We start from the raw sequence: 23103 nt of genomic DNA on the forward strand, positions 1-23103 counted from the left end.
AATGGCATTTTGCCGTGGTGGGATTTGCTCTAAAGCGGGCGCTTGGAGCGGGATTCCTTGCAAACTCGATTTGTGATTCGCTCGCCTTTGACCGCTTGGGCGAGGGAACAAGATGCGACCACGGGAGCGGCGCGAGACGGGACAGCAGGATCTTTTTCGCTCTCGGCTCGACCAGATCATCGACATGAAGCATTTCGCTGGTGACGCTGGGTCACACTGTGGATCGGAGCTTCCTGGTGGAGCGGTTCGGCCAAGTTTACAGCGATGATCCCAGGCGGCCGCCGCTGCCGACGCGGGTGATGGCGGAGCTGTCGATCCTCAACACACCTACGACCTGTCCGACGAAGTGCTGTGCGAGCGGTGGGGCGAGAAGCCCTTTTCACGGGCTGGCTTTGCGCCAATCCTATGCGCGGGTAAACAAGTAATGAGGGTTTTTCCAAATTCGAGGGAATAAACCAAGTTGGCGCTGGATGCTTGTCGCGGTGGGCCCAAACCTCGTAGGGTGGCACAGCTTACTTTGTTGATTGTTCCGAGGGGCGCTGGTGCCGAGATATTTGGCTCTCGACGGACTGCGCGGCGTGGCCGCGCTGATGGTCGTGCTGTTTCATGTGCGATGGACCAACCATCTCACTGACACGGGGTTTTTTGTTAGGGGATACTTGTTCGTAGACTTGTTTTTCGTATTGTCTGGCTTCGTCCTGAGCGCCTCCTACCTCAAGAGGATTCGCAACTTTCCGGAAATCCGACGGTTCTTACGAAAGCGCTTCTTTCGAATATATCCACTTCATTTGGCGATGCTTGCAGCTCTCGTCGCACTAGAGCTGTTGAAGGTTTTCGGCGAAAAGAGCGGCATGTGGGTCCCTGAGCACAAGCCGTTTACCGGAACAAATTCGACAATCGATCTGATCTACAATCTTCTTCTTCTCCACTCTCTCAACGTATCGGATCACACAAGCTGGAATATTCCGAGCTGGAGCATAAGCAGCGAAGCTGCTTGCTACATTGTATTTGCATTCGCAACGAGAATTGGGCTCACGTCATCTCGGTTGATGGGAGCACTTTCCCTTGTCGTTGCTTTGATATGCTATGGCTACGTAATTTTACAGAAGGGAAACTTAGACGCAACCTACGACTACGGATTCTTACGCGGATTGGCAGGAATGTCGCTAGGTATTTGGTTGTTTCACTTAAGCCAACGCGCTTTGTTTGCGCGCTTGAGTTCACGTATTCTGACCACTAATTTTTGCGTACTGCTGATAAGTGCATCTGCAACGCTCTGGTTCTCAACGAGAGTCGCTGACATTGCTGCGATTATCGTCTTCTTTGCCTCCGTTCTTTTGCTCTGCCAAGATCGAGGTGTTGGGGCAAGCCTCCTCTCCACAAAGGCAGTCTCTTTCCTCGGGAAGATATCTTATTCGATTTACATGGTTCATGTACCGATCCTGACATGCCTTGGGATCGTCCTGCGGCGCGTCCTACCGGCTTCGGCGCGCTCGATTGACGCTAACGGCTATGAGCGTTTCTTGATGAATCCTTGGCTAGGAGATGTGTTGTTGGCAGGTATTATTGCTCTTATCCTATTTATCTCAGTACGGCTCTTCAAAAGTATCGAAGAGCCCTGGAGAGAGTTCGGAAAGAAGTGCGGCATTGTGAAAACTAAGTTCGCTACAAGATAGCGATGTATTCTTGGTCTGAGTCCGTTTTGATTGAACGACACTTGGTTTTCTTATGAAGGTATGAGCAATGGGCCGCGAGAGTTGTTTCGATTTTCAAAACCCCAGTTTCTTACCCTCTGAACAGCACCGGCTCTTACCTTTATTGATGTGCGGCGGCGCCGGCACGCGGCTGTGGCCGGCTTCGCGAGAGGTGCGGCCAAAGCAGTTCCTGCCGCTGTTCGGCACGCGCTCGACCTTCCAGGACACGCTGCTGCGCGTCTCCGATCCCTCCCTGTTCAACCGGCCCATCATCATCACCAACGCGTCCTATCGCTTCATGGTGCTGGAGCAACTCGCCGAGATCGGCATCGAGGCCGACGTGATCCTCGAGCCGATGCGGCGCGATTCCGGACCCGCGATCGCGGCCGGTGCGGTGTTCGCACAGAACCGCGCCAGTGACGCCATCGTGCTCGCGCTCGCTGCCGACCACGTCGTGCAGGACAATGCGGCTTTCGTCGCCGCCTGCCGCGAGGGCCTCACCGCCGCGAGCACCGGGCGCATCGTCACCTTCGGCATCAAGCCGGAGCGGCCGGCAACCGAATACGGCTACATCAATCCGGGCGAGGTGATCTCCGGTGAGGTTCATGCGGTCGCACGCTTCGTCGAGAAGCCGGACGCAGTGAAGGCCTCCGATTACGTCAATTCGGGTTATCTCTGGAACAGCGGCAACTTCATGTTCCCGGCGAGCCTGCTGCTCGACGAATATCGCAAGGTCGATGCGGGAAGCGTCGAGACCATCACCAGCGCGGTCAACAATGCCGGCCGCGATCTCGGCTTCGTCACGCTGGAGCCCGAAGCGTTCGGCGCGGCGAAGGCGATCTCGATCGATTATGCCGTGATGGAGAAGACCTCGCGCGCAGCGGTTGTGCCGGTGTCGTGCGGCTGGTCCGACGTCGGCTCCTGGCACGCGGTGTGGGAGCTCTCCGACAAGGACGCGCAAGGCAACGCGTCGCACGGCAGCGCGGTGTTCGAGGATTCCCGCAATTGCAACGTCACGACCGATTCCGCGCTGGTGGCGCTCGAAGGCGTTGATGATCTCGTCGTGGTCGCAACCGCCGATGCGGTGCTGGTCTCGCGCCAGAAGGATGCCAACGGCCTGAAGCGTCTCGTCACCAAGCTGAAGGCGGTCGCGCCGAAGGCCACCGAGGAGCATCTCAAGGTGCACCGCCCCTGGGGCAGCTACCAGTCGGTCGACAATGGCGAGCGCCACCAAGTCAAGCGCATCGTGGTGAAGCCGGGCGGCCGGCTGTCGCTGCAGAAGCACCATCATCGCGCCGAGCACTGGATCGTGGTCCGCGGCACGGCCCGCGTCACCGTCAACGAGACCGTGAAGGCCGTGCACGAGAACGAGTCGATCTACATCCCGATGGGCGCCGTCCACCGGATGGAGAACCCCGGTAAGATCATGCTGGAACTGATCGAGGTCCAGACTGGAAGCTATCTCGGGGAAGACGACATCATCCGGATTGAAGACGACTATCTTCGCGCCTAACTCGATTGGAGACGCGTGTTTTCATTCGCCCTCAAGCGATTCTAAGTAACTTTGATAAGCTAAGCTTAGTCCATGCTCGAGCGGCATAGTCGCCCGCCAGCCGAGCTTGGCAAGGCGGCTCACGTCGAGCAGCTTACGGGGCGTTCCGTCCGGACGCGATGTGTCAAAGCTGATTTTTCCGCTGTAGCCGACGATCTCGGCCACGACGCGTGCGAACTCCGCAATCGGGATGTCGTCCCCTACCCCGATGTTGACCAGCTCGGCGTCGGAGTAGGTCTTCATCAGGTGCACGCAAGCATCGGCCATATCATCGACATAGAGAAACTCGCGTCGCGGCGTGCCGGTGCCCCACACCACGACATTCTGCGCGCCCGACGCCTTCGCCTCGTGGAAGCGACGGATCAGGGCGGCGACGACGTGGCTCAATTCGGGATGATAATTATCGCCGGGACCGTAGATGTTGGTAGGCATCACGCTGATGAAGTCGCGGGCATACTGGCTTCGAAAGGCCTCCACCATCTTGATACCCGCGATCTTGGCGATCGCATAGGGCTCGTTGGTCGGCTCTAGCGGACCTGTGAGCACCGAGTCCTCGCGCAGCGGCTGTGGCGCCAGCTTCGGATATATGCAGGACGAGCCCAGGAACATCAGCTTCTCGGCTTCGTTCTGATGCGCGGCCTGGATCACGTTAGCCGCGATCGCGATGTTGTCGTAGATGAACTCGGCGCGCAGAGTGTTGTTGGCGACGATGCCGCCGACTTTTGCCGCGGCGAGGAAGATCACCTGCGGCCGCGTCTTCGCGAACCAATCGAACACCGCGGCCTGGTTGCAGAGATCGACCTCGCGCCGGTCCACGGTGACGAGTTCGACGTCCTCCCGCTCGAGCCGGCGCGCAATCGCGCTCCCGACCATGCCGCGATGGCCGGCGACGTATACGCTTTTGCCTTTCAGCTCAAACGGTGCGTTTGCCACTGCCAGCGTCCCGCTTTGCGTTCACCAGATCGCTCGCCATCATCTCCTCGACCAGTTCCGCAAAGCTCCGCTTCGGCTTCCAACCGAGCACCTCGTGCGCCTTGCTGGCGTCGCCGACCAGGAGGTCGACCTCGGTCGGTCGGAAGTAAGTCGGATCGATCCTCACGACCGTCTTGCCGGTTTTGATGTCGACGCCGGTCTCGTCGATGCCCTCGCCGCGCCATGCGATGTGGCGGCCGACTTGCGCGAACGACAGCTCGACCATCTCGCGGACGGAGTGCATTTCGCCCGTAGCGAGCACGAAATCGTCGGGCTTGTCGGCCTGCAGGATCTTGTGCATGCCCTCGACATAGTCGCGCGCATGGCCCCAGTCACGCTTGGCCGAGAGATTGCCGAGGTAGAGCGTCTCTTCCAGCCCGACCTCAATGCGAGCGACAGCGCGCGTGATCTTGCGGGTGACGAAAGTCTCGCCGCGGGTCGGGCTCTCATGGTTGAACAGGATCCCGTTGCTCGCGAACATGCCATAGGCTTCACGGTAGTTCACGGTGATCCAGTAGCCGTAGAGCTTTGCCACACCGTAAGGTGAGCGCGGATAGAACGGCGTGGTCTCCTTCTGCGGAATCTCCTGGACCAGGCCGTAGAGTTCGGAGGTCGAGGCCTGGTAGAATCGCGTCTCCTTCTCCATGCCGAGGATGCGGATTGCTTCCAAAAGCCGCAGCACGCCGATGCCGTCGGCATTGGCGGTGTATTCTGGGCTCTCGAAGCTGACGGCGACGTGGCTCTGGGCGGCGAGATTGTAGATCTCGCTCGGCCGGATCTGTTGCACTAGGCGGATCAGATTGGTCGAGTCCGTCATGTCGCCGTAATGCATTAGGAAAGGCACGTCGCCGACATGCGGGTCTTGGTAGAGGTGATCGACCCGGGCGGTGTTGAATGAGGACGAACGACGCTTGATGCCGTGCACCACATACCCGAGCGATAAGAGATATTCAGCGAGATAGGCGCCGTCCTGCCCGGTCACGCCGGTGATGAGAGCGACGCGCCGCTTTCGTTCATCGTTTGCCAAGCCAAAAGTCCTTCGCTAGCTGGACTCGTACTGGCGCAGAGCCCTACGGTATAGAGAACGAAACGTCAATGCGAATCAATAGTAAACTATTGAATTACTTCTCGATTTAGGCATTTTTGCCCGCGCGTCTCGCATCATGTCAATGCTTATGGATGCATTGCCGCAATGCCAAGTTGATCTGGAGTCCTTGATCATACCGCCTGCTTTTTCATTCGCACGGCCATGAAGCTGCTTCGGCTCCTTCTATTCATTCCCCTTGTGAGATGCACAAAGCACAGAGAGATCATCCCGGACGTGGGCGTTGCCCCCAGAAGGGGATGCTTGCCACTTCCTGCCACGTGGGCTTGCGAGCAGATCCTTAAGTGCTATCTCGACCAGCTGAGGCGACATGGCAGCGCATGACTTTCGGCCTCCGCAAGATTTAGCGCTAGCACATAGAAAGTCGTTTGCCCCTTGCTCCTTCATCTCCTCTATAAGACCGTAGCCGATTGAAGCTAGCGTTCATGCAAGGTCTCTTTATCAAGGCCTTTTCGCTGAGACTTGACGCCGCTTAACTGACTTCTGCGTTCAGCAACATTGGCAAGATCCGACATCTTCGAGCGCCGGAAGTTGCTGATCTCCTTCAGCAGCACTAGGCGTCGAAGCTGTGCTCCATTCAGGAGGGCTTCAAACAAACCGAGGATATCGCGCGCCTGAACGTAAACCTCCATGCTGATGGCATGTTGATCGAAGCCGTACGCGCGAAGACGGGCTTCGATATTGCTCGCAGCAGAAGCATCCAGTTGCCAGTCGAGCGCGTTATGGATAGTGTAAATTTTGGCTGCATCCTGGAATTCCGGGGCAATGCCGACCACGTCGATGCGGCGAAGCGTTATCTCGATCGCCTTTTGGCGGTAGGTGTTCAGGAGCCTATGCCGCAGAGTCCTGTAGCGTTGCATCTCCCAGGAGAGTTCTGCGATGTCTATGGCTAGCAACCATTCGATGGCAGACCGAGGATCGAGATCGCGGAAGATGGCGGCCTGAAGAGCATGATACTGATCGATGCTCTCGCCGGGCAGAAGTTGAGGTGATGGACATAGTGCCTCGAACTCTGATGGCATGATGCTCGCCAACTGAGTCGGGGGTAAGTTGACAGGCCCATTCATTGACCTCGGGCCTCCGATCTTGAACGTGTGGGCGCTGCAGCGGCATTTGCGCCGCTCGTTAGGTGGACGGGACTCGCGCCCCAAAGCTCCTTCGCGATTGGCAAGGGCGAAATTTGCAGGTTGGTCCACCAGGCTCTTTCGTCTCCGTGCCGGTGCAGGGACAGGTGATGGGATCGGCAAAGTGGGACGGTGAACTCGTCGCTGACTTTTCGTCCCAGGGTCCGCGGTTGAGCAAATTTCAAGTGATGCGCATCAGCGGGGTTCTTCTGGCAGACTAGGCAAACCTGGCTGCGGATGAAGGCGAGGTGGTCCTTACTTCGTCTCCGAGGCGGCTCTTTCGGAAAGGCGAGGCCGACCTGCTCTGCGTGGGCAGGCGCGTGGACGTCGCCGGGTGTCTTCGAAGCACGTTCTTCAGGTGGAGGCCCTCCGACCGCTGACATGGCCCTGTGCTCTGCTATATCGCGATCGGGGAGGGCGGCTTCCTCGAACCTCTTCTGGTCTGAGGCCTCAAGAGTACGGGCGTCGCCCTCCAGGAGAGTGTTCTTGAGCGGGAGGCTGATCTTGGCCCAGGCGAGCAGGTCGTCGCCGCCTTCTCGCAGAGCAAGCTCAGCCAAGAGCCGATCCAATAGCTCAGCGGAGCGGACAGGCGGAAGAATAGGAGAGCGTTTTAGGACGCCTTAGGCGGCCTTAGTTTTGGTCCTGGTGAAATCTGCGGTTCCGCAGCGGCGGCAGGGCCGGACATGAGATCCGGGGCGTCCAGATCATCCTCCCCGGCGATCCCGACCAAGGCAAACAGCGCATAGCGGCGGGCGTAAGTCAGCGCGGCTCCCATCCGATGCGGTGCCTCGACCTCCTTGGAGGCGCAGACCGGTAGGTCCGAAGAGATCCACTCCCCGGAAGCATGTGCGAGAATGGTGGTGAGGTATCTGACCGGTTGGCTGCCTCGGATCCGGGTGGTCTGGATAGTCGCTGTCTCCTTCTGGCTCAGGGTCTTGCGGACGATGTCCAAGCCGGACGTGAGGGAGGCGTAGTGGAAGGTTCGCTCATCCTCTCGCGGGAAGGGCGAGCGAATCACCGCTGTCCGAGTCTTTTCCGGGGTTGGTGAGTTCAGCCTGGGCCCGGGCCAGGACGGCGGCGATGCCCAATAAGGGCGATGCCTATGAGACCGGTCGAGTAGCGCCTAGAAGGCTGCAACCTTGCGTGTCCAATGCGGGGGATCTGTTCCCGCCTCCGCCCGCACGAGGACATATCGATCCAAAGCATCCACAACGGCGTAACAACCCGGCTCAGATTATCGAGCACGAGGATCTCTCACGAGCAGCACGAGATGGTGCTCTCCGGTCGCCCCGATGACGACCTCTGCGAGGAGGAGCGCCGAGCTGGACCAGCCGGCTCGTAGCAGCAGATGCCGCTTGGTGACGGCGTAATCGCCACAATTGCCTTCGTAAGGGAATATCTGCCACTCCGCGTCACGCCGGCTTGCAAGCGGCCCCCTCGGCGCTATGCCGAAATTCACGGTTGAATTGATCTGCGCAAGTTCTCGCCAACGCTGAATTGAGGGGCGGAAATCTCGGATCCTGCGATCGTCGTGACGTTGGCAGTCCTCGGGGTATTGAATGCAGAATTGCGAGAAGGCCAGCGGTGGCGTCACCGTTTGGGATTCATAGTTCGAATAAGCGGGCTGGCCGCAAACGCAATACATTACGGCCAGCATGCGGACCGCATGTCTGATCATCGAAAGTTCGCCTGACATTTCTGATTGCCAGGCGAAGTATATGGTCGCATCGGCGCTAGTCTACGCGTTTCACCTTGTAGCCTTCGCTTTGCAGAGAGGTGCCTGGCATCAAAGTGTGTGCGTGCGGCGGCTCGCCGAACAATACGTTGTAGGCTCGTTCCTTGACGCTGCTGGCGAGGAGCAGCGCGAGGAACAGGAGGCCGAGGGCTCCGGCAGCGATAATCAGTTCGGCGAGCATTGGTGCGGCGCCTGGACCGAAGAATGGCTCGCGCTGCTGGCCGCATGCAGGAGACGAACTTGGCTCTCTTCGGAGCTGCACGGGCTCTTGTGATTTGATCGGGTCATTCACAGTTGGGCTCCCCTTTCAAGCTCCGACACGCGCATACGCTCTGGCACGCCGATGCCGACACCGGCGTGCGCCGGGTTCGATGCCCAAAGTTCGCTCGCGACTGGCAGAGGCGATATCTGGACGTCCGCCCACCAGGTGCGTTCGTCGCCGTGCTTGTGCAGGGCCTGGTGATGCGCTCGGCAGAGAGGGACCGTGAATTCGTCGCTGACCTTGCGGCCCAGGGCTCTAGGCTGCGCGAATTTGAGATGATGCGGGTCGGACGGTGTTTGTTTGCAGACGAGGCACGGCTGCGCGCGGATGAAGGCGAGGTGAGCTTTGCTCCTTTTTCGAAGAGGTTGCTTTGGAAAGGCGAGGGCGCTTTTCGCCATGAGAGCGGCAGCCCCCGGCTCGGCCCCGGGAGGCTCACCTCTGGGCGGGTTGGCGGCGAGTGTCGGGTCGAGCGCCACCGTGACCGCTGACTCGTCGCTTGCCGCGTTGAGAATCGCAGGAGCGTCCGGAATCTCAACTTGTTCTTGATAGGCGGCTTCCACCGCCCGCGCATCGACTTCGAGCAGAGTATTCTTGATCGGGAGGCTTCTCTTCGCCCACGTCAGGAGATCGTCACCTCCTGCTAGGTGTGCGAGTTGGGCTATCAGCCGGTCGCGCAGCTTGGCGGAGTCTTCGGCAGGAAGCAGCTGAGGGCGGTTCAAGGTGCCCTTGGGCGGCTTTCCTTTTGGGCCCGAACCTGTCTGTGGCTGAGGGGCAGCGGGAGATCCGGCGACAAGGTCCGGAGCATCCAGATCGTCCTCGCCGGCAATCCCGACCAGGGCGAATAGGGCGTAGCGGCGCGCATAGGTAAGGGCCGCGCCCATGCGGTGTGGGGCCTCGACGTCCTTGCCGGCGCAAACCGGCAAGTCGGACGAGATCCATTCGCCGGAGGCGTGAGCGAGCAGGGTGGTAAGGTGAATCTGGCCTGTGGCCTGCTCGCTCCGGGTGGTCTGGATCGTCGCGATTTCCTGCCGGCTCAGCGCCTTGCGCACGATGTCGAGGCCTGCCGCCAGAGAAGCATAGCGGAAGCTGCGATCATCCTCGCGCGGGAACGGCGAACGGATGATCGCCGTCAGGGTCTTTTCGGGGTTGGTCAGATCGGCCTGCGCACGGGCGAGAGCGGCCGCGATCGCTCCGATGTGGTCACTGGATTGGTGCATCGGCCGCCTCCTGGGTAAGCGCCTCGAAACTGATAGCGCCGGACTTCGAGCGCTTGGCCTTGATGCCGTGGCCGCTGGCCTCCTTGGCGTCTTCCGGCATGAGCCTCTTGAGTTCGGCCTTGGCGAGCTCGTGGTCCCCGTACGCCGCCTTGGTGCGGAGATAGGTCGCGGCAAAATCGGCCCACGCGTTCGATGAAGCCATGTCCACGATCTCGATCGCTTCCAGCCGCGGGCGCGGCGTTTCGAGGTTGAACAAGGCGGGGCGTTCGCCGTTCTGGACGCACCGCCAAAATTTCCTCTCGGCTGTAAGCAGAAGGTGCTGGTAGAGCGGGTCGGCGTGGACCTTGATCTCAACCCATTTGCCGCCGCCGGTGATGATGGAGAGAACGGCGCTGCGGGACGCGGTGACCCACATATTATGCTGCAGCTGCGCCATGTGCTTGTCCGCTGCAGCCTCCTCGGTGAAGGCCCAAGGCAGCATGAATTTTGCCTCGAACACAGCGCCGGTTTGTTCGACCATGCCATCGAGCGTTGCCGCCATCCATTTGTGGATGGGGTGGCGCACGCGCTTCTGGATGTCCTTGATGGTGGTGCCTGTCGACCGTTGATACCAGGCCCGATTAAGGACCTCTGTCACCGTGCCGAGCTGGACGATCAGGTTGTCGCCGAGGTCTTCCGGCTCGATCTCGCCGCGCTTCTCTCGCCAGAGGCGGATGAGGTGGTCTTCATCGTCGCCCATGATGATGCGGGCGTCCGAGCCGCCGATGAAGTTGCGCCGGTCGTGCGGATTGAACCTGACGATGTGCGGCTGCCCGGTGGATGCCGATGGCGCTTCGATATGGGGTGTACTCAACAGAATCTCCTGCTCTAGGCTTGCGCGGCCTTGATGCCGCACTGCCCAAAACCTCGCTTTTGCGAGGTGAGATCCGATGCCGTTTGCGCCCGGCAGAATCAGTAACGCTCCGTTTGGCTTCCGGTGCCAGTCCTTTCCGGAGCAAGATTCTTGCTCTTTTGCGCGGCTCCTGACCCAAAGATGCTCTAGGGAGGCTCGCTCCACCACTGCGGCCACCGTACCTTCTTTGGCATCCGCGTAGCGTCCACGACGATGCGCTGTTGGTACGGCGCGAGAGGTGCTGGCAGACGCTCTAGCGCGGCTTCGACCACCCACGGCTCGATCGCCATGCGCGCGGTTTCGCGATATGGATCGAGCTTGGTTGCCATCCGCAGTCTTTCGAGCGCGCCGGCGACGCTGCCCGGCTCAACTGAGACCAGGATGATCGTGAGTGGCTCGCTCGCTTGTTGTTCCTCTCGGACCTGCTTGATAAGCCCCAGCAGCGTGCGGGAGACTCCGGTATCGCCCTCAAGGCCTCGCTTGGCCAGCTTGAGGAGCAGCAGCTCGATCGCCGTAACTTGGCGTTCGACACCGTCGTCGCGGATCGTGAACGTCTGACCGAGCACCGATTCGTAGGGCGGTTTTTGCTCTCGGCTCCTGGGCGGCCGACCTGCGGGATTTCCGCTTCGGCCCTTGACGAAGCGTGAGCTAACCGGCGGGCGTCCATAGCCAACGGCGCCCTCGTGTTCAAGCCCGCCCATGAGGCTCTCCCGAAGCCTGTGATGCCGGGAGCATCTGCGCTCCAAGTTCCTGCGTGCAGCGCTTGATATCAGCCCAGTCACCCTCATCAAATCCTGCGCCGCCACGGTTTCGGCGCAACGCAAGCTCGACCGGCCATGGCTCGATAAGAAGCGGGGTCCGCTCAAGCTTATTCCAGCTCGCCCGGTACTGATCGATCCTGACGATGCCCAGAATCATAAGAGCCTGATCTGCATTATCAGGGTCAGGTGAAAACTCCCGCATAGCTTCCGGCGGAGAGGATTGCACCGGCCTTCGTTGCTTAAACCAGGCCTCTCGGTCCCTGATCCATTCCAAAACTTGGCGAATAGCCTTCGCTTTCCCTGCAAGTGCATCCTTGAAGGTCCGGTGCTGGATAGCTTCCTCCATCGACATCTCCCGGACCTTGCCGCCGATGGTCGCGGTGACGGTCTTGTCGAGCAACACCTGATAGGTGGAGCCTTCCGTCGCGTGCTTGCCGGTCCCGCGAGGTCGCCCCTTCGGATTGCCGCTGCGGCCCTTTTGAAACGAACCGACATTTGGCGATCGGCGGTTGCGCCGCCGGCTCGGTGTGCCCTGTTGTGGTTGGGTCTGGAATTGATCGCTCACGAGACAGCTCCCTCAAGCCGCGGCTCGAGACCGGTTTGTGCCGACCAGCGCTCAAGCGCCACGTCGACATATTTCGGGTCAATCTCCACCCCTCGGAAGCGCCGCCCGGTGCGTTCGGCTGCAAGAAGGGTTGTGCCTGAGCCCAGAAAGAGATCGAGAACGAGATCACCGTGTTTGGTAACGTCCTTGATGGCGTCCGCGACCAGCCCCACCGGCTTGACGGTCGGATGGAGCGTGAGGTCTTCCCGCCGGCTGCCTCGCATCGAGTTGGCGGACGCATAATCCCAGACATTGGTCCGGTTGCGGCCGTGCTTGCCGAGCTCGACCATATTGAGATGACCGGCGGCGCCCACGCGGTAGACGAAGACCAGCTCATGCTTGGATCGATAGAAAGATCCCATGCCGGCGTTGGATTTGTTCCAGATGCAGAGGTTGAGGAGGTCGCCATAGACAGCTTGGCCGACCGCGAAGACATCATCCATATGCCGCCAGTCCATGCAGACGAAATGGACCGCGCCATCCCGCGAGACATTCGCTGCGGCGCCAAGGGTCTCCCTCAGAAAGGCGCGGAACTCACCTTCGCTCATCTCTCCCGAGGCCATGGCAAACTCGCCGTGGCGGCCCGCCGGGTTTGCGTTGCCCGCGATCTTGACGTTGTAGGGAGGATCGAGAAACGCCGCATCGATGCGGAGGCTCTCGCCGACGATCCTTTGAAGGAAAGCCGCATCGCGGCTGTCGCCGCATCCGACCCGATGCTCGCCCAAGATCCAGATGTCGCCGGGCTTTGTTGTCGGGGTTGCAGGAACCGAGGGAACGACGTCGTCGTCAGGATCTGCGGGCTTTGCGAGGATCACGTCAATCTCGCCCGTCGAGAAGCCCGTCATTGTAACGTCGAAGTCAAGATCGATGGCGGCGAGCTCGCCGAGTTCGGTTTGCAGGATCTCGATATCCCAGCCGGCGTTCAGCGCGATCTTGTTGTCCGCGAGCCGCAGCGCGCGTTTCTGAGCATCCGACAGCCCGGACAAGGTGATGGTTGGCACCTGGGCAAGGCCCGATGCCTTTGCCGCCATGAGTCGGCCATGGCCGGCAATGATGTTGCCTTCGGGATCGATGAGGATCGGGTTCGTGAACCCAAACTCGTTGATGGAGGCCTTGAGCTGTTCGATCTGCCGCTTCGAATGGGTCCGCGCATTGCGCGGATCGGGCGTAAGATCGTTGGATGGGCGATAGGCGATGGAGAGCTGCGCAAGGGCAGGGAGCGAGACTGTCTTATTCATGACAACCACGCTGCGCCCGGTTAGTTACGAAAAAGACAACCGAATCTGCGATTTATCTCGGTAATGACTTACCTCAAAAATTCGATTCGTTTGAGCAATGCGCGCGGCGACCGACGTAACTCGGTGCTGACCGCAATCCGGTGCGGTGCCTCAATCCCCTGCTGGCCTCGCTATTTGAAGGAGGCGCAGCCAAAGGGCGTCGGCAAGACATTTAGGTGAACTCCATCGCACGGCTGCATTCTTACATTGGCTTAAGACCTGGTCGCCAGCACGACGCTCGCGAGTGTGAACAGCAAGGCCGCGATCTGGCCAGCGCCAAGCGGTTCGTGCAAGGTCGCCGCGGATGCCAGCACGCCGACGACGGGAACGCCGATCGTGCCGATCGAAGCGATCGAGGCCGGAAGCCGGGCCAGCGCCGCGAACCAGCTCACATAGGCGACGCAATATTGCATGATCGTTACGTAGACGATCAGGATCCAGCCAAGCTGCGTGATGGCGAAAACGTCAGTGGTCTCGATCGCAAGTCCGATCAGAGTGATTGGAAGACAGCCGATCAGGATCTGCCAGGCAGCCGATGAGAGCGGCGGCATCTGGATCGGCAGTTTCTTGGCGAAGACGGTGCCGAATGCGAAGCCGATCGCGCCGCCCAAGGCCAGCATAATGCCCGGAAGCTTTTCCCAGCTCGCGGAGATGCCGTTGCCGCCCATGATGGTCGCAAGCCCCGCGAGCGCCATGAACAACGCCGTCGTGCGCAACGCCGTCGGCTTTTCGCCGAGCACCGGCCAGGCAATAATCGCAGCCCACACTGGCATGGTGTAGCCGATCAGCGCGACTTCACTGGCGGGTAACCAGAGCAGAGCAAACCCGATCAGGACCATCCAGCAGGTGACATTGAAGGTCGCAGACAGAATGATGCGGCCCCACATGCCTTCAGGCACGCGAAGGCTTTGGCCCCGAAGCCCGGCCAGCATTGCGAGCAGCGCCGCACCGACGAGCCCCATGACGCCTCGATAGGTCAGCGGTGGAAGCTGGCCGAGCAGATACTTGGTCGCGGGCCAGTTGCTGCCCCAGCCGATCGACGTGATGGCAAGGAATGCGAGCCCCGCCGGGGCAATGCGCGTTGTCGTCCTGGATCTGGGCTCGTGCATCGGGTCACCAAGAGAGCAGTTGCGCAAGTCCGAACCAAAATTTCCGCGCTCGGCTCAGTATTTGAGCGGAAGCCGAGCAGTCTCCGGTGCGGCAAGGACAGATACCAGCGTGAGCACGGAAAGCGCGATGATGAAGATGGAGATTGCCCAGGCTCCACCCGTCCAGACCAGCAGTGCGGTTGCGATCAGCGGTGAAAGCCCCCCGCTAAGCGCGGCTGCGATGTTGGCGCCGAGCGAAGCGCCGCTGTAGCGCGTCCTCGTCCCGAATAATTCGGGCATGTACGCGGCCTTCGGTCCGAACAGCAGCGCGTGGGTTAATGTCATCGTGACAATCAGCGCGAGCGTCACGATGGTTGCGTCCTTCGTGTCGAGCAACCAGAAAAGGGGGAAAGCCATGACGATGGAGGCGATGGCGCCGGCGAGGTAAAGCGTCTTCCGGCCATAAAGGTCGGACAGCCACCCCGCGAGCGGCAGCGTCACGAATTCGACCAACGCCGCATAGACCACGGCATTGAGCACGGTCTGCCGCGGCATTCCGAGCTTCGTCGTGGAATAGGTGATGACGAACACGGTCAGGAGATACGCGAGCCCGACCTCTGACACCGTGATGCCGATGGCGAGCAAAAGGTTGCGCCAGTCGCGCCGGAAGATCTCGAAGATCGGTTGGCTTACGACGTCCTTTCGTTCGAGAACCTGTTTGAACTCAGGCGTTTCGGCCAGGCTATATCTGGCGATCAGCCCCACCAAGACCAGGACGAGACTGAGAAGGAAGGGCACGCGCCAACCCCAGCTCAGAAAGCTCGCGTCGGGTAGCTGCGTAACGAGCGCAAAGATGCCTGTCGAGGCGGCCACTCCCATTGGAAAGCCAACCTGCACCAAGCTGCCCCAGAAGCCGCGCCGCTTGCCAGCGTGCTCGATCATCATCGTGACCGCGCCACTCCATTCGCCGCCGATGCCGATGCCCTGCACAAAGCGCAGCGCCACCAGCATGATAGGCGCCCAGATGCCTACCTCATCATAGGTGGGCAGGCAGCCAATCAGGAACGTGCCGATGCCCATCATCAGCAGAGTTGCGACCAGCATCGACTTGCGTCCGATGCGATCGCCGAAGTGACCGATGATCGCGCCGCCGATCGGGCGGGCGACAAACCCGACCGCATAGGTGCCAAAGGCGGCCACGGTGCCGATCAAGGGGTCGAATGCCGGGAAGAACAGCTTATTGAACACCAGCGCGGCGGCCGTTCCATAGATCAGGAAGTCGTACCACTCGATCGCGGTACCCAGCACGCTCGCCCACGCCACCTTTGCGATCGAAGGAGTTCGCGCAGACCATTGGTCCGCGACGTTATCGGTGATGATCGTCAAGGTTGATCCCCTGCTCAGACCGCGCCACAATCTTTGGGCGAATTGAAATCCAAGCCGAGCATACAGGCAAGCGAAATCTGAATCAGATCGGCAGGCGGATCGAGTCTTCTATCAATTGTCCGACGGGAGACCCTGTTCAAGTCCCTGAAAACGAACCGGCGCGAGAACGGAGGCCTGCTCCCACCAATCGGCGACCTGCTCGTCTAGCTCGGTCTCGCCGCGACCCTTGCAGGGGAATATCTCGACGCGCCTCACCGCTTCCGCGTAGAAGCCATCAATCTTTCGCGTGACCTTCACCACCGTTCCTTCGCGGTTATGTTTGGTCAGCGGCACCAAGAGCCGTCCGTCAAGGCGAAGCGACTGCAGCCAGAGCGGGTGAGGATGGGTGAAGCCGGCGTGGACCACGATGACGTCCGCCAGTTCTCCGATATTGCGGCACGCATCAGTGCATAGTGCGCGGACATTCTTGTAGCCGCGCAGGTTCGCTCGTGCTTGGGCAACAAACCCCTTTTCACAGTCGATCGCAACGACCTGGCCATGCGGGCCGACAAGTTCGGACAGGATCGCCGAGAAGTAGCCGAGGCCGCACCCGATCTGGACGACCCGCTCGCCGGCTTTGATATCGAGAATTTCAAACAGATTGGCCCAGAGGCTGGGAAGGCCGGTGTGCAGCCTTCGCTTTTCGTCGATCGCAACCAGTACGTCATGGTAGAGATGGATCGGATCCGCGTCTGGCGTAGTTTGATATTCGCGACCTTCCGAGGCTCGCACCCGCCAAGGCCCCGGTCCGGCGAAGCGTTCGCGCGAAACAGACGTGAACGCGTCGATCAATCGCGATGATGAAATGCGTCCGCGCTTCCTGATTTGCTCGACATAACGTTTTCGCGCAGGCGCGATGTCGCTCATCTTGCTTCTTCCCATCGCTGACGATATCGTCGTGCACGATAGCCCAGGCCCGAAGAAAAGGCACGACCTTGGCCGCTCGAGTCGCATCATCGCTGCGATCGCCGTCGGATCGCGACGCGTTCTCCAGCATTGCTGGCCTGCTCGAGTTCTATGCGCGAACCGCGCCTGCGCAAACCGCCATCATGGATTCGTCAGGTGTTTCCGTCAGTTATGCGGAGCTTTGGGTTTGCGCGGAGCGTGTCCGGCAGCGTTTGCGGAAGTTCGGTGTTGCTAATCATCATCGCGTTGCGGTTGTGCTTCCGCGTGGGGTCGAAAATGCTATCGCGCTGGTTGTGATAGCCGCCGCAGCAGTGTGCGTGCCGATCAATCCGGATTTTACGCCGGACGAGCTCCAACGCTATTTTGCCGATTTGAAGCTGGCAGCGCTCGTCACAAGTGTTGAGGCGAAGCCCGCGAGTAGAAGTGTTGCCAAGGCGTTAGGAATTCCGGTTCTCGATGTCGCTTCGCGAGCAAGAGCGGTCGACTTCGAGCTTGCCAGCAGCACTCTCGGATCAGGAGTAGCAGCCGGAGACGTCGGTCCGGATGATGATGCATTCGTCCTGCTCACCTCCGGTACCGCCGCTCGTCCAAAGATGGTGCCGATTACCCAAGCAAGTGTCTGTCTTTCCGCCAGGAATGCAGGAGCCGTTCTGTCCTTAACAAAGGCCGACCGGTTGTTGAATGTGCTTCCGCTCTTTCATGCGCACGGGCTGATTTCTGGTCTCTTGACCGCACTTGCCGCTGGATCGTGCGTCATATGCACGAAAGGCTTCGATGGAGCTTCCTTCTTCAACTGGCTGCGGGAATTGCAGCCGACTTGGTATACGGCCGTACCGACCATCCATCGCGCAGTGTTGGCAGCCGCGCCTGTGGACGGTCGCGTGGCTGAGCGGAACTCCTTGCGCATCATCCGCTCTGCTTCATCCTCCCTCGCTCCGGCTACGCTTGACCGGCTTGAAGCACTGTTTGCGGTCCCGGTCGTCGAGACCTATGGAATGACCGAAGCCGCGTCCCAGATTGCCGCCAATCCCCAGCATCTGCGCAAGTCCGGCTCGGTCGGCGTGGCGTCGGGCCCGGACGTCGCGATCATGGATGGTGATGGCTGCTTACAGGCGAGCGGTCAGCATGGCGAGATCATGCTGCGCGGTCCGACCATCACACGCGGTTATGACAATGACCAGGAGGCAACGCAGGCCGCGTTCAGGGACGGCTGGTTACGCACCGGAGATCTCGGTTATCTCGATGAGGACGGTTATCTTTTTATCGTGGGGCGCATCAAGGACGTCATCAACCGGGGAGGGCAGAAGGTCTCGCCGCTCGAGGTCGAGGAGACCCTGCTGACGCACCCCGACGTTCTTGAGGCCGGAGCTTTTGGTATCCCTCACGAAAAGCTCGGAGAAAACGTTGCGGCGGTCGTGGTGCTGAGGCGGGGTGCTGACGTCACGCCGCAACAGGTGCGGCAATTGGCGGCCAGCCGGCTCGCCGCCTACAAGGTGCCGAGCTTGATCCACGTCGTCGACGAAATTCCCAGAGGTGCCAGCGGAAAGATCACGCGAAGCGCGCTTCCCGGCTTGATCGTCTCAAGTCCTGCAGTGCCGGCCGTTGCGCCTCGCTCGAAGTTGGAGAGCGAACTCGCCGCGATCTGGTCCAAAGTCCTCGAAGCGGACCGTGTTGGGGTCGATCAGGATTTCTTTGCGCTGGGCGCCGATTCTTTGGCAGTGACGCAGGTGTTGTCGCGCCTTCGCGAGAAGTTCGGGGTCGACCTTACATTCGGCGATGTCTTTGACGCTGGGACGATCGCGGCTCTGGCGGTGCGGTTGCAGGCGGCATCGGTCCGGCATGATGAAACCGCGTCCAAATGGAGGGCTGCACCCGACGGGGGGGCCGGCCCGCTCTCATTCCAGCAGCAGAGGATGCACATCCTCAGTAAGCTCGATCCGACCAAGTACAATTACAATGTCGTTGAGGTGGCGCGATTGTCTGGCCGGCTCGACGTGAGGGCTCTGGAGGCGGCGATCAAGGCCGTTGCCCGGCGCCACCAGGTTCTAAGATCTACTTTCTCCGAGGCTGATGGCGAGCCGGTGCAGAAAGTTGGCCGTGTCTCGCCGGAACTCAAGCAGATCAAGCTGGCTGGCTATGCCGGCGGAAGGCGCTCAGGCGCAATCCGGCGCGAGGCAATGAAGGTTGCCCAAGATTGTTTCGATCTCGAGCGGGAGCCGCCGTTCAAGGCAACGCTCGTACGATTTGACGCGACGGATCACGCTCTTATCGTCGCGCTGCATCACATCGCGACCGATGGCTGGTCACAGCGGCTGTTATGGCAGGAGCTTGCGGCGCATTACGCCGCCAGTCGGGACGGAAAGCGGACGTCGGTTCCCCATCTCAAGTACCAGTATCAGGACTATGTCGGCTGGCAACAGGCATGGGCGCAGACGCAGGCGGCCAGCCAACAGCTCGACTATTGGCGTAAGCAGCTGGATGACGTGACCACGCTGCCGCTCCGCACCGATCGCCCACGCGGCGAGAGCTGGACTGGGCGCGGCGCCAGACATTACGTCAAGATTCCGCGGGCGCTGTCGGTCCGGATCAAGGAGCTTGGCCAGCACAACAGTGTTACCCCCTTCATGACGCTGCTGGCCGCGTTCCAGTGCCTTCTGTATCGGTACACAGGTCATGAGGACGTAGCGACGGGTTCCTTGATCGCCAATCGCAACCAAGTGGAAGCCGAGCCGCTAGTTGGCATATTTGCCAACAGCGTGATTATGCGGACAGACCTGTCCGGCGATCCGAGCTTTCGCGAACTGCTGCAACGCGTGCGCCGGGTCACGCTCGATGCCTATCGCAATCAGGATCTCCCCATCGAAACGATTTTGCGCGCGCTCCAGGCATCGCGCCGGGACGGCAGTCCACCGTTTCAGATCATGTTTATTCTGCAAAATGCCGCGGTCGAGGCCGGCCATTTCCCAGGCTTGTCGACGCAACGGATCGAGATCGACCCGGCGGTTGCCCGATTCGATATCACCCTCGAGCTTCTTGAGACCGACGGACAGTTCACGGGATTCTTCGAATACGCCACCGATCTGTTCGACGCGGACACGATTGCCCGGATGACGGGTCACTTCCGATCGCTGCTCCAAGGCATCGTGACCGATCCCGACATGAAAATATCCCGCCTGCCTTTGCTCGAATCGGTGGAACGGCATCGCTTGCTCGAAGAATGGAAGGGCGCAAGTCTTCCCCGGCGCGGCAATTTCATCGAGCGCTTTGATCGTCGGGCGGCGCGTGATCCCAGGGCGACGGCCGCCGGCGACGGCCACGGCAAATCGACCTATCACGAGCTGGCCGGCCGGAGCCTTGCCATCGCGCAGCGGCTCGCTCGGGAAGGTGTCGGGGAGGACATGATCGTTGCGCTCCTCGCCGAGCGGAGCGTGGACCTGCTTGCGGCGATGATCGCGGTCCAGCGCGTGGGCGCGGCATTTCTCTGTTTGGACCCGGCGCAGCCTGCTGCGCGGCTTGCCGCAATCATCCAGTCCGCGCGACCCCGGCTGCTGTTGAGTTCGAGCGGCTGCGCCACCCGGCTCGACGAGATATTCTCGGCCTCTTCAGCTGCTCGTCTGCCGTGCGCAACGCTCGAGGACATCAAAGGGCGCAGCCGGGGCAAGCCGATGAAAGCACGTGCGCCATCGGGCCTCGCCTACCTCATCTACACGTCTGGCTCGACGGGCGCGCCGAAGGGCGTGATGATCGAGCAGCGCGGTCTGTCAAATCATCTGGCTTCACTGGTGTCCGAGCTCGCCCTCTCGAATAGGGACGTGATCGCTCAGACGGCACCACAAAGCTTCGTCATCTCGGTCTGGCAATTCCTGGCCGGCCTGACCGCGGGCGCGCGCGTCCACATCTGCGCAGATTCGATTGTTCAGGATCCCCTATCGCTTGCACAGGAGATGCATCGTGAAGGCGTCACGGTCCTGCAGATCGTTCCGTCGCTCCTCAGGTTGATCCTCGAGCGGGTCAACGAGACCGCGATTTATCGTGCGTTTGCCGGTCTTCGGTTGTTGATTTCGACGGGCGAGCCGCTGCCGGCCGATGTTTGCCGGAGCTGGTTCCAACATTTTCCAGGCGTGCCGGTGATCAATGCCTACGGCGCATCGGAATGTTCCGACGACGTTTCGCTGCATCGTTTGGATGCGGCCCCAACAGGGGCAGTCGTGCCCGTCGGTCGCCCCCTGCCGAATGTCCAACTCTATGTTCTTGACGCCGGGCTGCAGCCATTGCCGATCGGCGTGACCGGTGAGCTGTATGTCGGCGGCGACGGCGTGGGCCGGGGCTACGTTGGAGACAACGAGCAGACCAGCGCCCGTTTTCAGCGCGATCCTTTCACTGATCGTGCGCACGCGCGGCTCTATCGTACCGGTGACCTTGCGCGTTGGCGCGTGGATGGAACCCTTGAGTGTCTCGGTCGGGCCGATCATCAGGTGAAAATCCGCGGCTATCGCGTCGAGCTCAAGGAGATCGAGCATGCCCTTCTGGATCATCCAGGCATCAGCGCCGCGGTGATTGAGCCGTGCCGTGAGGCGAGTGGCGACGTCAAGCTGGTCGCCCACATCGTTGCCACGGGCACGCATCAGCCGAGCGCGGCCGATCTGCGCGAATTTCTCAAAGCGAGGCTGCCAAGCCAAGCGGTGCCGTCGACCTTCCTGTTTCTGGAGCGGATGCCCCTCAATGGGCACGGCAAGGTCGATCGCGCAGCAATCGCGGCGTCCCCCCGATCGGAGCCGATCATTGTGCCTCCGTCGGTTGAGCCGTCTCGTTCTAGCGAGAAGGTCATCCGCGACATCTGGAGTGACCTGCTGAATGTGAGCGATATCAAGGTCTCCGACGATTTCTTCGATCTCGGCGGTCACTCTCTGCTGGCGGGCCGTGCGATGGCCCGCATCAAGCAGGCCCTTGGGGTGACGTTGCCCATCCGGACGATTTTCGACCTGCCAACGATCGCAGCGCTCGCCAAACGCGTCGATGAAGCTCGCGGTTTAGAGGTGCCATCTGAGGCTGCGTTGCTTCCAAAAGACGAGCAAAGTGGTCCGGCCGCACTGGCGTTTGCACGGGCCGAAATGACGGCCGAGCAGGAAGACGGCGTGAGGGACCTGCTTGCGCGCCGCAAGCGTGAGCTTCAGGAGGCAATTCGCAATGCGGGAACGGGCATTGGCTCGCCAGTCCCGAACTCCGGCAAGGTCAAGGCGAAAGCCAGCAGCAAGAGAGCGATCGAGCAGATGCCGGACGCCTAGCGTTAGGCGTTTTGGGGCGGGGGAATGGCGCACGAACGGATTGGCATCGATAGCGGACTGCTCGATGTCCTTGACTCCCGATGGGTTCTGATCGTACGCGCGCGATCCTGTCGCCTGCGGGGTCGGATCGTACGGCGCGGTTCGCGTTTGATGCCCATCGCCGCCTCCACTGGCAGCCGTCCAGGAGCATCTAGATGAGCAACGCAAGGCTTCGTGTCTTTCCCGCCATCTCACGCAATCGGGATCCCGCCAAATATGTCGACGAGTTGATGCACGTCGCGCGTTTTGCGGATCGCAATCGCCTTGAGGGGATCCTGCTGTTCGAAGGCAATGACGTGTTCGTCCAGCCTTGGGCGATGGCGCAACACATCGTGGTTCAAACCAAGCGGAACTCGCCGTTGATCGCGGTCAACCCCGTCTACATGCATCCCTTCACCGCGGCCAAGCTGGTGGCGTCTTTTGCGCAGCTTTATGGGCGTAAGCTGTATCTGAACATGATCACCGGTACCGCCGTGAGCGACTTGCAGGCGCTGGGCGACCAATGTGCGCACGCAGACCGGTATGTCAGGCTGGGCGAGTTTATCAAAGTGGTGCGCCTGCTGCTCGAAAGCCCCCGCCCGATCGATTTTCGCGGAAACTTCTACACTGGGTCCGGCCTGCATCTTCACTACCGGCCTCCGGCCGATCTGCTGCCTGAATTCCTGATTGCCGGTCAATCCGACGCTGCCGAGCGCATTGCCTCTGAAACCGGTTGTATCAAGATGCAGATGCTGCCGCCGGACCACGACCGCGGCATCAAGGCGCCCGGCTTGAATTTCGGGATCTTTGCACGTCAGGACCGTGACCTCGCACGTCGCGCCGCGCGGGAGCGCTTCTCCGACAGCGCAGAGGGGCGTGAACTACTCACGCTCACGATGGAGAATACGGATTCGGTGTGGAAGCGGCGGCTCTTTGAGGGACAGACGGCCGAGATGCAACACAACGGGTATTGGCTGCTGCCGTTTCTCACCTTTCAGGCGGATTGCCCCTACCTGGTCGGCAGCTATGCGGAGATCGGTGAAAAACTCAGAAGCTTCGCGGCCCAGGGGCTTACGACGATCATGCTCGACATGGTCGCAGACGAGGCCGAGATGCGGCATGTCGTCAAGGCGCTGGAAGCAAGCGGCGTGTTCTGAGTCACGAGAGCCCCCCTCGTTAGGATGAT

The 23103-nt window shown here is 60.6% G+C and carries 19 protein-coding genes and 1 pseudogene; 5 read left to right on the top strand and 15 right to left on the bottom strand.

Translation table 11 applies throughout. The features are described from left to right. Positions 1–112: 112 nt before the first annotated feature. From CIT40_RS08000 to CIT40_RS08010, 3 genes and pseudogenes are all read left to right on the top strand, one after another. A pseudogene (locus CIT40_RS08000) lies at positions 113–379 on the top strand (transposase); the annotation flags it as partial. Between the two features lie 199 nt (positions 380–578). Next, a complete protein-coding gene (locus CIT40_RS08005) occupies positions 579–1676 on the top strand; it encodes an acyltransferase family protein (protein WP_094895334.1) in 1098 nt (365 codons plus the stop codon). 145 nt (positions 1677–1821) lie between these two features. Beyond that, positions 1822–3207, top strand: coding sequence for a mannose-1-phosphate guanylyltransferase/mannose-6-phosphate isomerase (locus CIT40_RS08010; RefSeq protein WP_193550911.1), 1386 nt, complete (start codon positions 1822–1824; stop codon positions 3205–3207). Positions 3208–3228: 21 nt separating this feature from the next. Here CIT40_RS08010 and fcl read toward each other — a convergent pair whose 3' ends face one another. From fcl to CIT40_RS08080, 15 genes are all read right to left on the bottom strand, one after another. Continuing rightward, positions 3229–4179, bottom strand: coding sequence for a GDP-L-fucose synthase (fcl, locus tag CIT40_RS08015; protein WP_094892797.1), 951 nt, complete (start codon positions 4177–4179; stop codon positions 3229–3231). After that, positions 4160–5245, bottom strand: a complete 1086-nt coding sequence (gmd, locus tag CIT40_RS08020) for a GDP-mannose 4,6-dehydratase (RefSeq protein ID WP_094892796.1) — start codon at positions 5243–5245, stop codon at positions 4160–4162. Before gmd ends, fcl begins: the two co-directional genes overlap by 20 nt. A gap of 494 nt (positions 5246–5739) precedes the next feature. After that, on the bottom strand, positions 5740–6345 hold the full coding sequence (locus tag CIT40_RS08025; RefSeq protein WP_244611936.1) for a hypothetical protein: 606 nt from the start codon (positions 6343–6345) through the stop codon (positions 5740–5742). Between the two features lie 41 nt (positions 6346–6386). Beyond that, positions 6387–6830, bottom strand: coding sequence for a DUF968 domain-containing protein (locus CIT40_RS32950; RefSeq protein WP_479686350.1), 444 nt, complete (start codon positions 6828–6830; stop codon positions 6387–6389). 227 nt (positions 6831–7057) lie between these two features. Further along, positions 7058–7465, bottom strand: coding sequence for an ERF family protein (locus tag CIT40_RS08030; protein ID WP_244611937.1), 408 nt, complete (start codon positions 7463–7465; stop codon positions 7058–7060). A 216-nt stretch (positions 7466–7681) separates the two neighbouring features. Beyond that, positions 7682–8125 carry a transglutaminase-like cysteine peptidase gene (locus tag CIT40_RS08035; protein ID WP_244611938.1) on the bottom strand — a complete coding sequence of 148 codons (444 nt, stop codon included), beginning with the start codon at positions 8123–8125 and terminating at the stop codon, positions 7682–7684. Positions 8126–8180: 55 nt separating this feature from the next. Further along, positions 8181–8363: a hypothetical protein gene (locus tag CIT40_RS08040; protein ID WP_094892795.1), complete on the bottom strand. Its 183-nt coding sequence runs from the start codon at positions 8361–8363 to the stop codon at positions 8181–8183. A 107-nt stretch (positions 8364–8470) separates the two neighbouring features. Beyond that, complete coding sequence (locus CIT40_RS08045; RefSeq protein WP_094892794.1) at positions 8471–9661, bottom strand: ERF family protein; 1191 nt, start codon at positions 9659–9661, stop codon at positions 8471–8473. Further along, positions 9645–10499 carry a YqaJ viral recombinase family nuclease gene (locus CIT40_RS08050; RefSeq protein ID WP_094892809.1) on the bottom strand — a complete coding sequence of 285 codons (855 nt, stop codon included), beginning with the start codon at positions 10497–10499 and terminating at the stop codon, positions 9645–9647. The genes CIT40_RS08045 and CIT40_RS08050 overlap by 17 nt, the downstream gene beginning before the upstream one ends. Positions 10500–10699: 200 nt before the next feature. Beyond that, entirely contained in the window at positions 10700–11254 is a 555-nt protein-coding gene (locus tag CIT40_RS08055) for a DUF5681 domain-containing protein (RefSeq protein ID WP_094892793.1), read from the bottom strand. Further along, positions 11241–11879 carry a DUF5681 domain-containing protein gene (locus CIT40_RS08060; protein ID WP_148667185.1) on the bottom strand — a complete coding sequence of 213 codons (639 nt, stop codon included), beginning with the start codon at positions 11877–11879 and terminating at the stop codon, positions 11241–11243. The genes CIT40_RS08055 and CIT40_RS08060 overlap by 14 nt, the downstream gene beginning before the upstream one ends. Then, positions 11876–13156, bottom strand: coding sequence for a site-specific DNA-methyltransferase (locus CIT40_RS08065; protein ID WP_094892791.1), 1281 nt, complete (start codon positions 13154–13156; stop codon positions 11876–11878). The genes CIT40_RS08060 and CIT40_RS08065 overlap by 4 nt, the downstream gene beginning before the upstream one ends. 251 nt (positions 13157–13407) lie before the next feature. After that, positions 13408–14304 carry a DMT family transporter gene (locus CIT40_RS08070; protein WP_094892790.1) on the bottom strand — a complete coding sequence of 299 codons (897 nt, stop codon included), beginning with the start codon at positions 14302–14304 and terminating at the stop codon, positions 13408–13410. Between the two features lie 54 nt (positions 14305–14358). After that, positions 14359–15660, bottom strand: coding sequence for an MFS transporter (locus CIT40_RS08075; protein WP_244611993.1), 1302 nt, complete (start codon positions 15658–15660; stop codon positions 14359–14361). A gap of 120 nt (positions 15661–15780) precedes the next feature. Beyond that, on the bottom strand, positions 15781–16575 hold the full coding sequence (locus CIT40_RS08080; protein ID WP_094892808.1) for a protein-L-isoaspartate O-methyltransferase family protein: 795 nt from the start codon (positions 16573–16575) through the stop codon (positions 15781–15783). A gap of 68 nt (positions 16576–16643) precedes the next feature. On the opposite strand from CIT40_RS08080, the gene CIT40_RS08085 reads away from it, so the two are divergent. Both CIT40_RS08085 and CIT40_RS08090 read left to right on the top strand, forming a co-directional pair. Further along, positions 16644–21899 (top strand): amino acid adenylation domain-containing protein, encoded by a 5256-nt coding sequence (locus tag CIT40_RS08085; RefSeq protein ID WP_334265239.1) that lies wholly within the window; start codon positions 16644–16646, stop codon positions 21897–21899. A 194-nt stretch (positions 21900–22093) separates the two neighbouring features. Further along, on the top strand, positions 22094–23074 hold the full coding sequence (locus tag CIT40_RS08090) for an LLM class flavin-dependent oxidoreductase (protein WP_094892787.1): 981 nt from the start codon (positions 22094–22096) through the stop codon (positions 23072–23074). Positions 23075–23103: the final 29 nt, after the last annotated feature.

The sequence above is a fragment of the Bradyrhizobium amphicarpaeae genome (assembly GCF_002266435.3).
Taxonomy (GTDB): Bacteria; Pseudomonadota; Alphaproteobacteria; order Rhizobiales; family Xanthobacteraceae; genus Bradyrhizobium; species Bradyrhizobium amphicarpaeae.

Bases quoted from the DNA above. Each gene is read 5' to 3' on its own strand.
- CIT40_RS32950 (WP_479686350.1), bottom strand. From the start codon at position 6,830: ATGTCAGCGGTCGGAGGGCCTCCACCTGAAGAACGTGCTTCGAAGACA.
- CIT40_RS08035 (WP_244611938.1), bottom strand. From the start codon at position 8,125: ATGATCAGACATGCGGTCCGCATGCTGGCCGTAATGTATTGCGTTTGC.
- CIT40_RS08025 (WP_244611936.1), bottom strand. From the start codon at position 6,345: ATGCCATCAGAGTTCGAGGCACTATGTCCATCACCTCAACTTCTGCCC.
- CIT40_RS08040 (WP_094892795.1), bottom strand. From the start codon at position 8,363: ATGCTCGCCGAACTGATTATCGCTGCCGGAGCCCTCGGCCTCCTGTTC.
- CIT40_RS08055 (WP_094892793.1), bottom strand. From the start codon at position 11,254: ATGGGCGGGCTTGAACACGAGGGCGCCGTTGGCTATGGACGCCCGCCG.
- CIT40_RS08090 (WP_094892787.1), top strand. From the start codon at position 22,094: ATGAGCAACGCAAGGCTTCGTGTCTTTCCCGCCATCTCACGCAATCGG.
- CIT40_RS08080 (WP_094892808.1), bottom strand. From the start codon at position 16,575: ATGAGCGACATCGCGCCTGCGCGAAAACGTTATGTCGAGCAAATCAGG.
- CIT40_RS08010 (WP_193550911.1), top strand. From the start codon at position 1,822: ATGTGCGGCGGCGCCGGCACGCGGCTGTGGCCGGCTTCGCGAGAGGTG.
- CIT40_RS08070 (WP_094892790.1), bottom strand. From the start codon at position 14,304: ATGCACGAGCCCAGATCCAGGACGACAACGCGCATTGCCCCGGCGGGG.
- CIT40_RS08045 (WP_094892794.1), bottom strand. From the start codon at position 9,661: ATGCACCAATCCAGTGACCACATCGGAGCGATCGCGGCCGCTCTCGCC.
- CIT40_RS08065 (WP_094892791.1), bottom strand. From the start codon at position 13,156: ATGAATAAGACAGTCTCGCTCCCTGCCCTTGCGCAGCTCTCCATCGCC.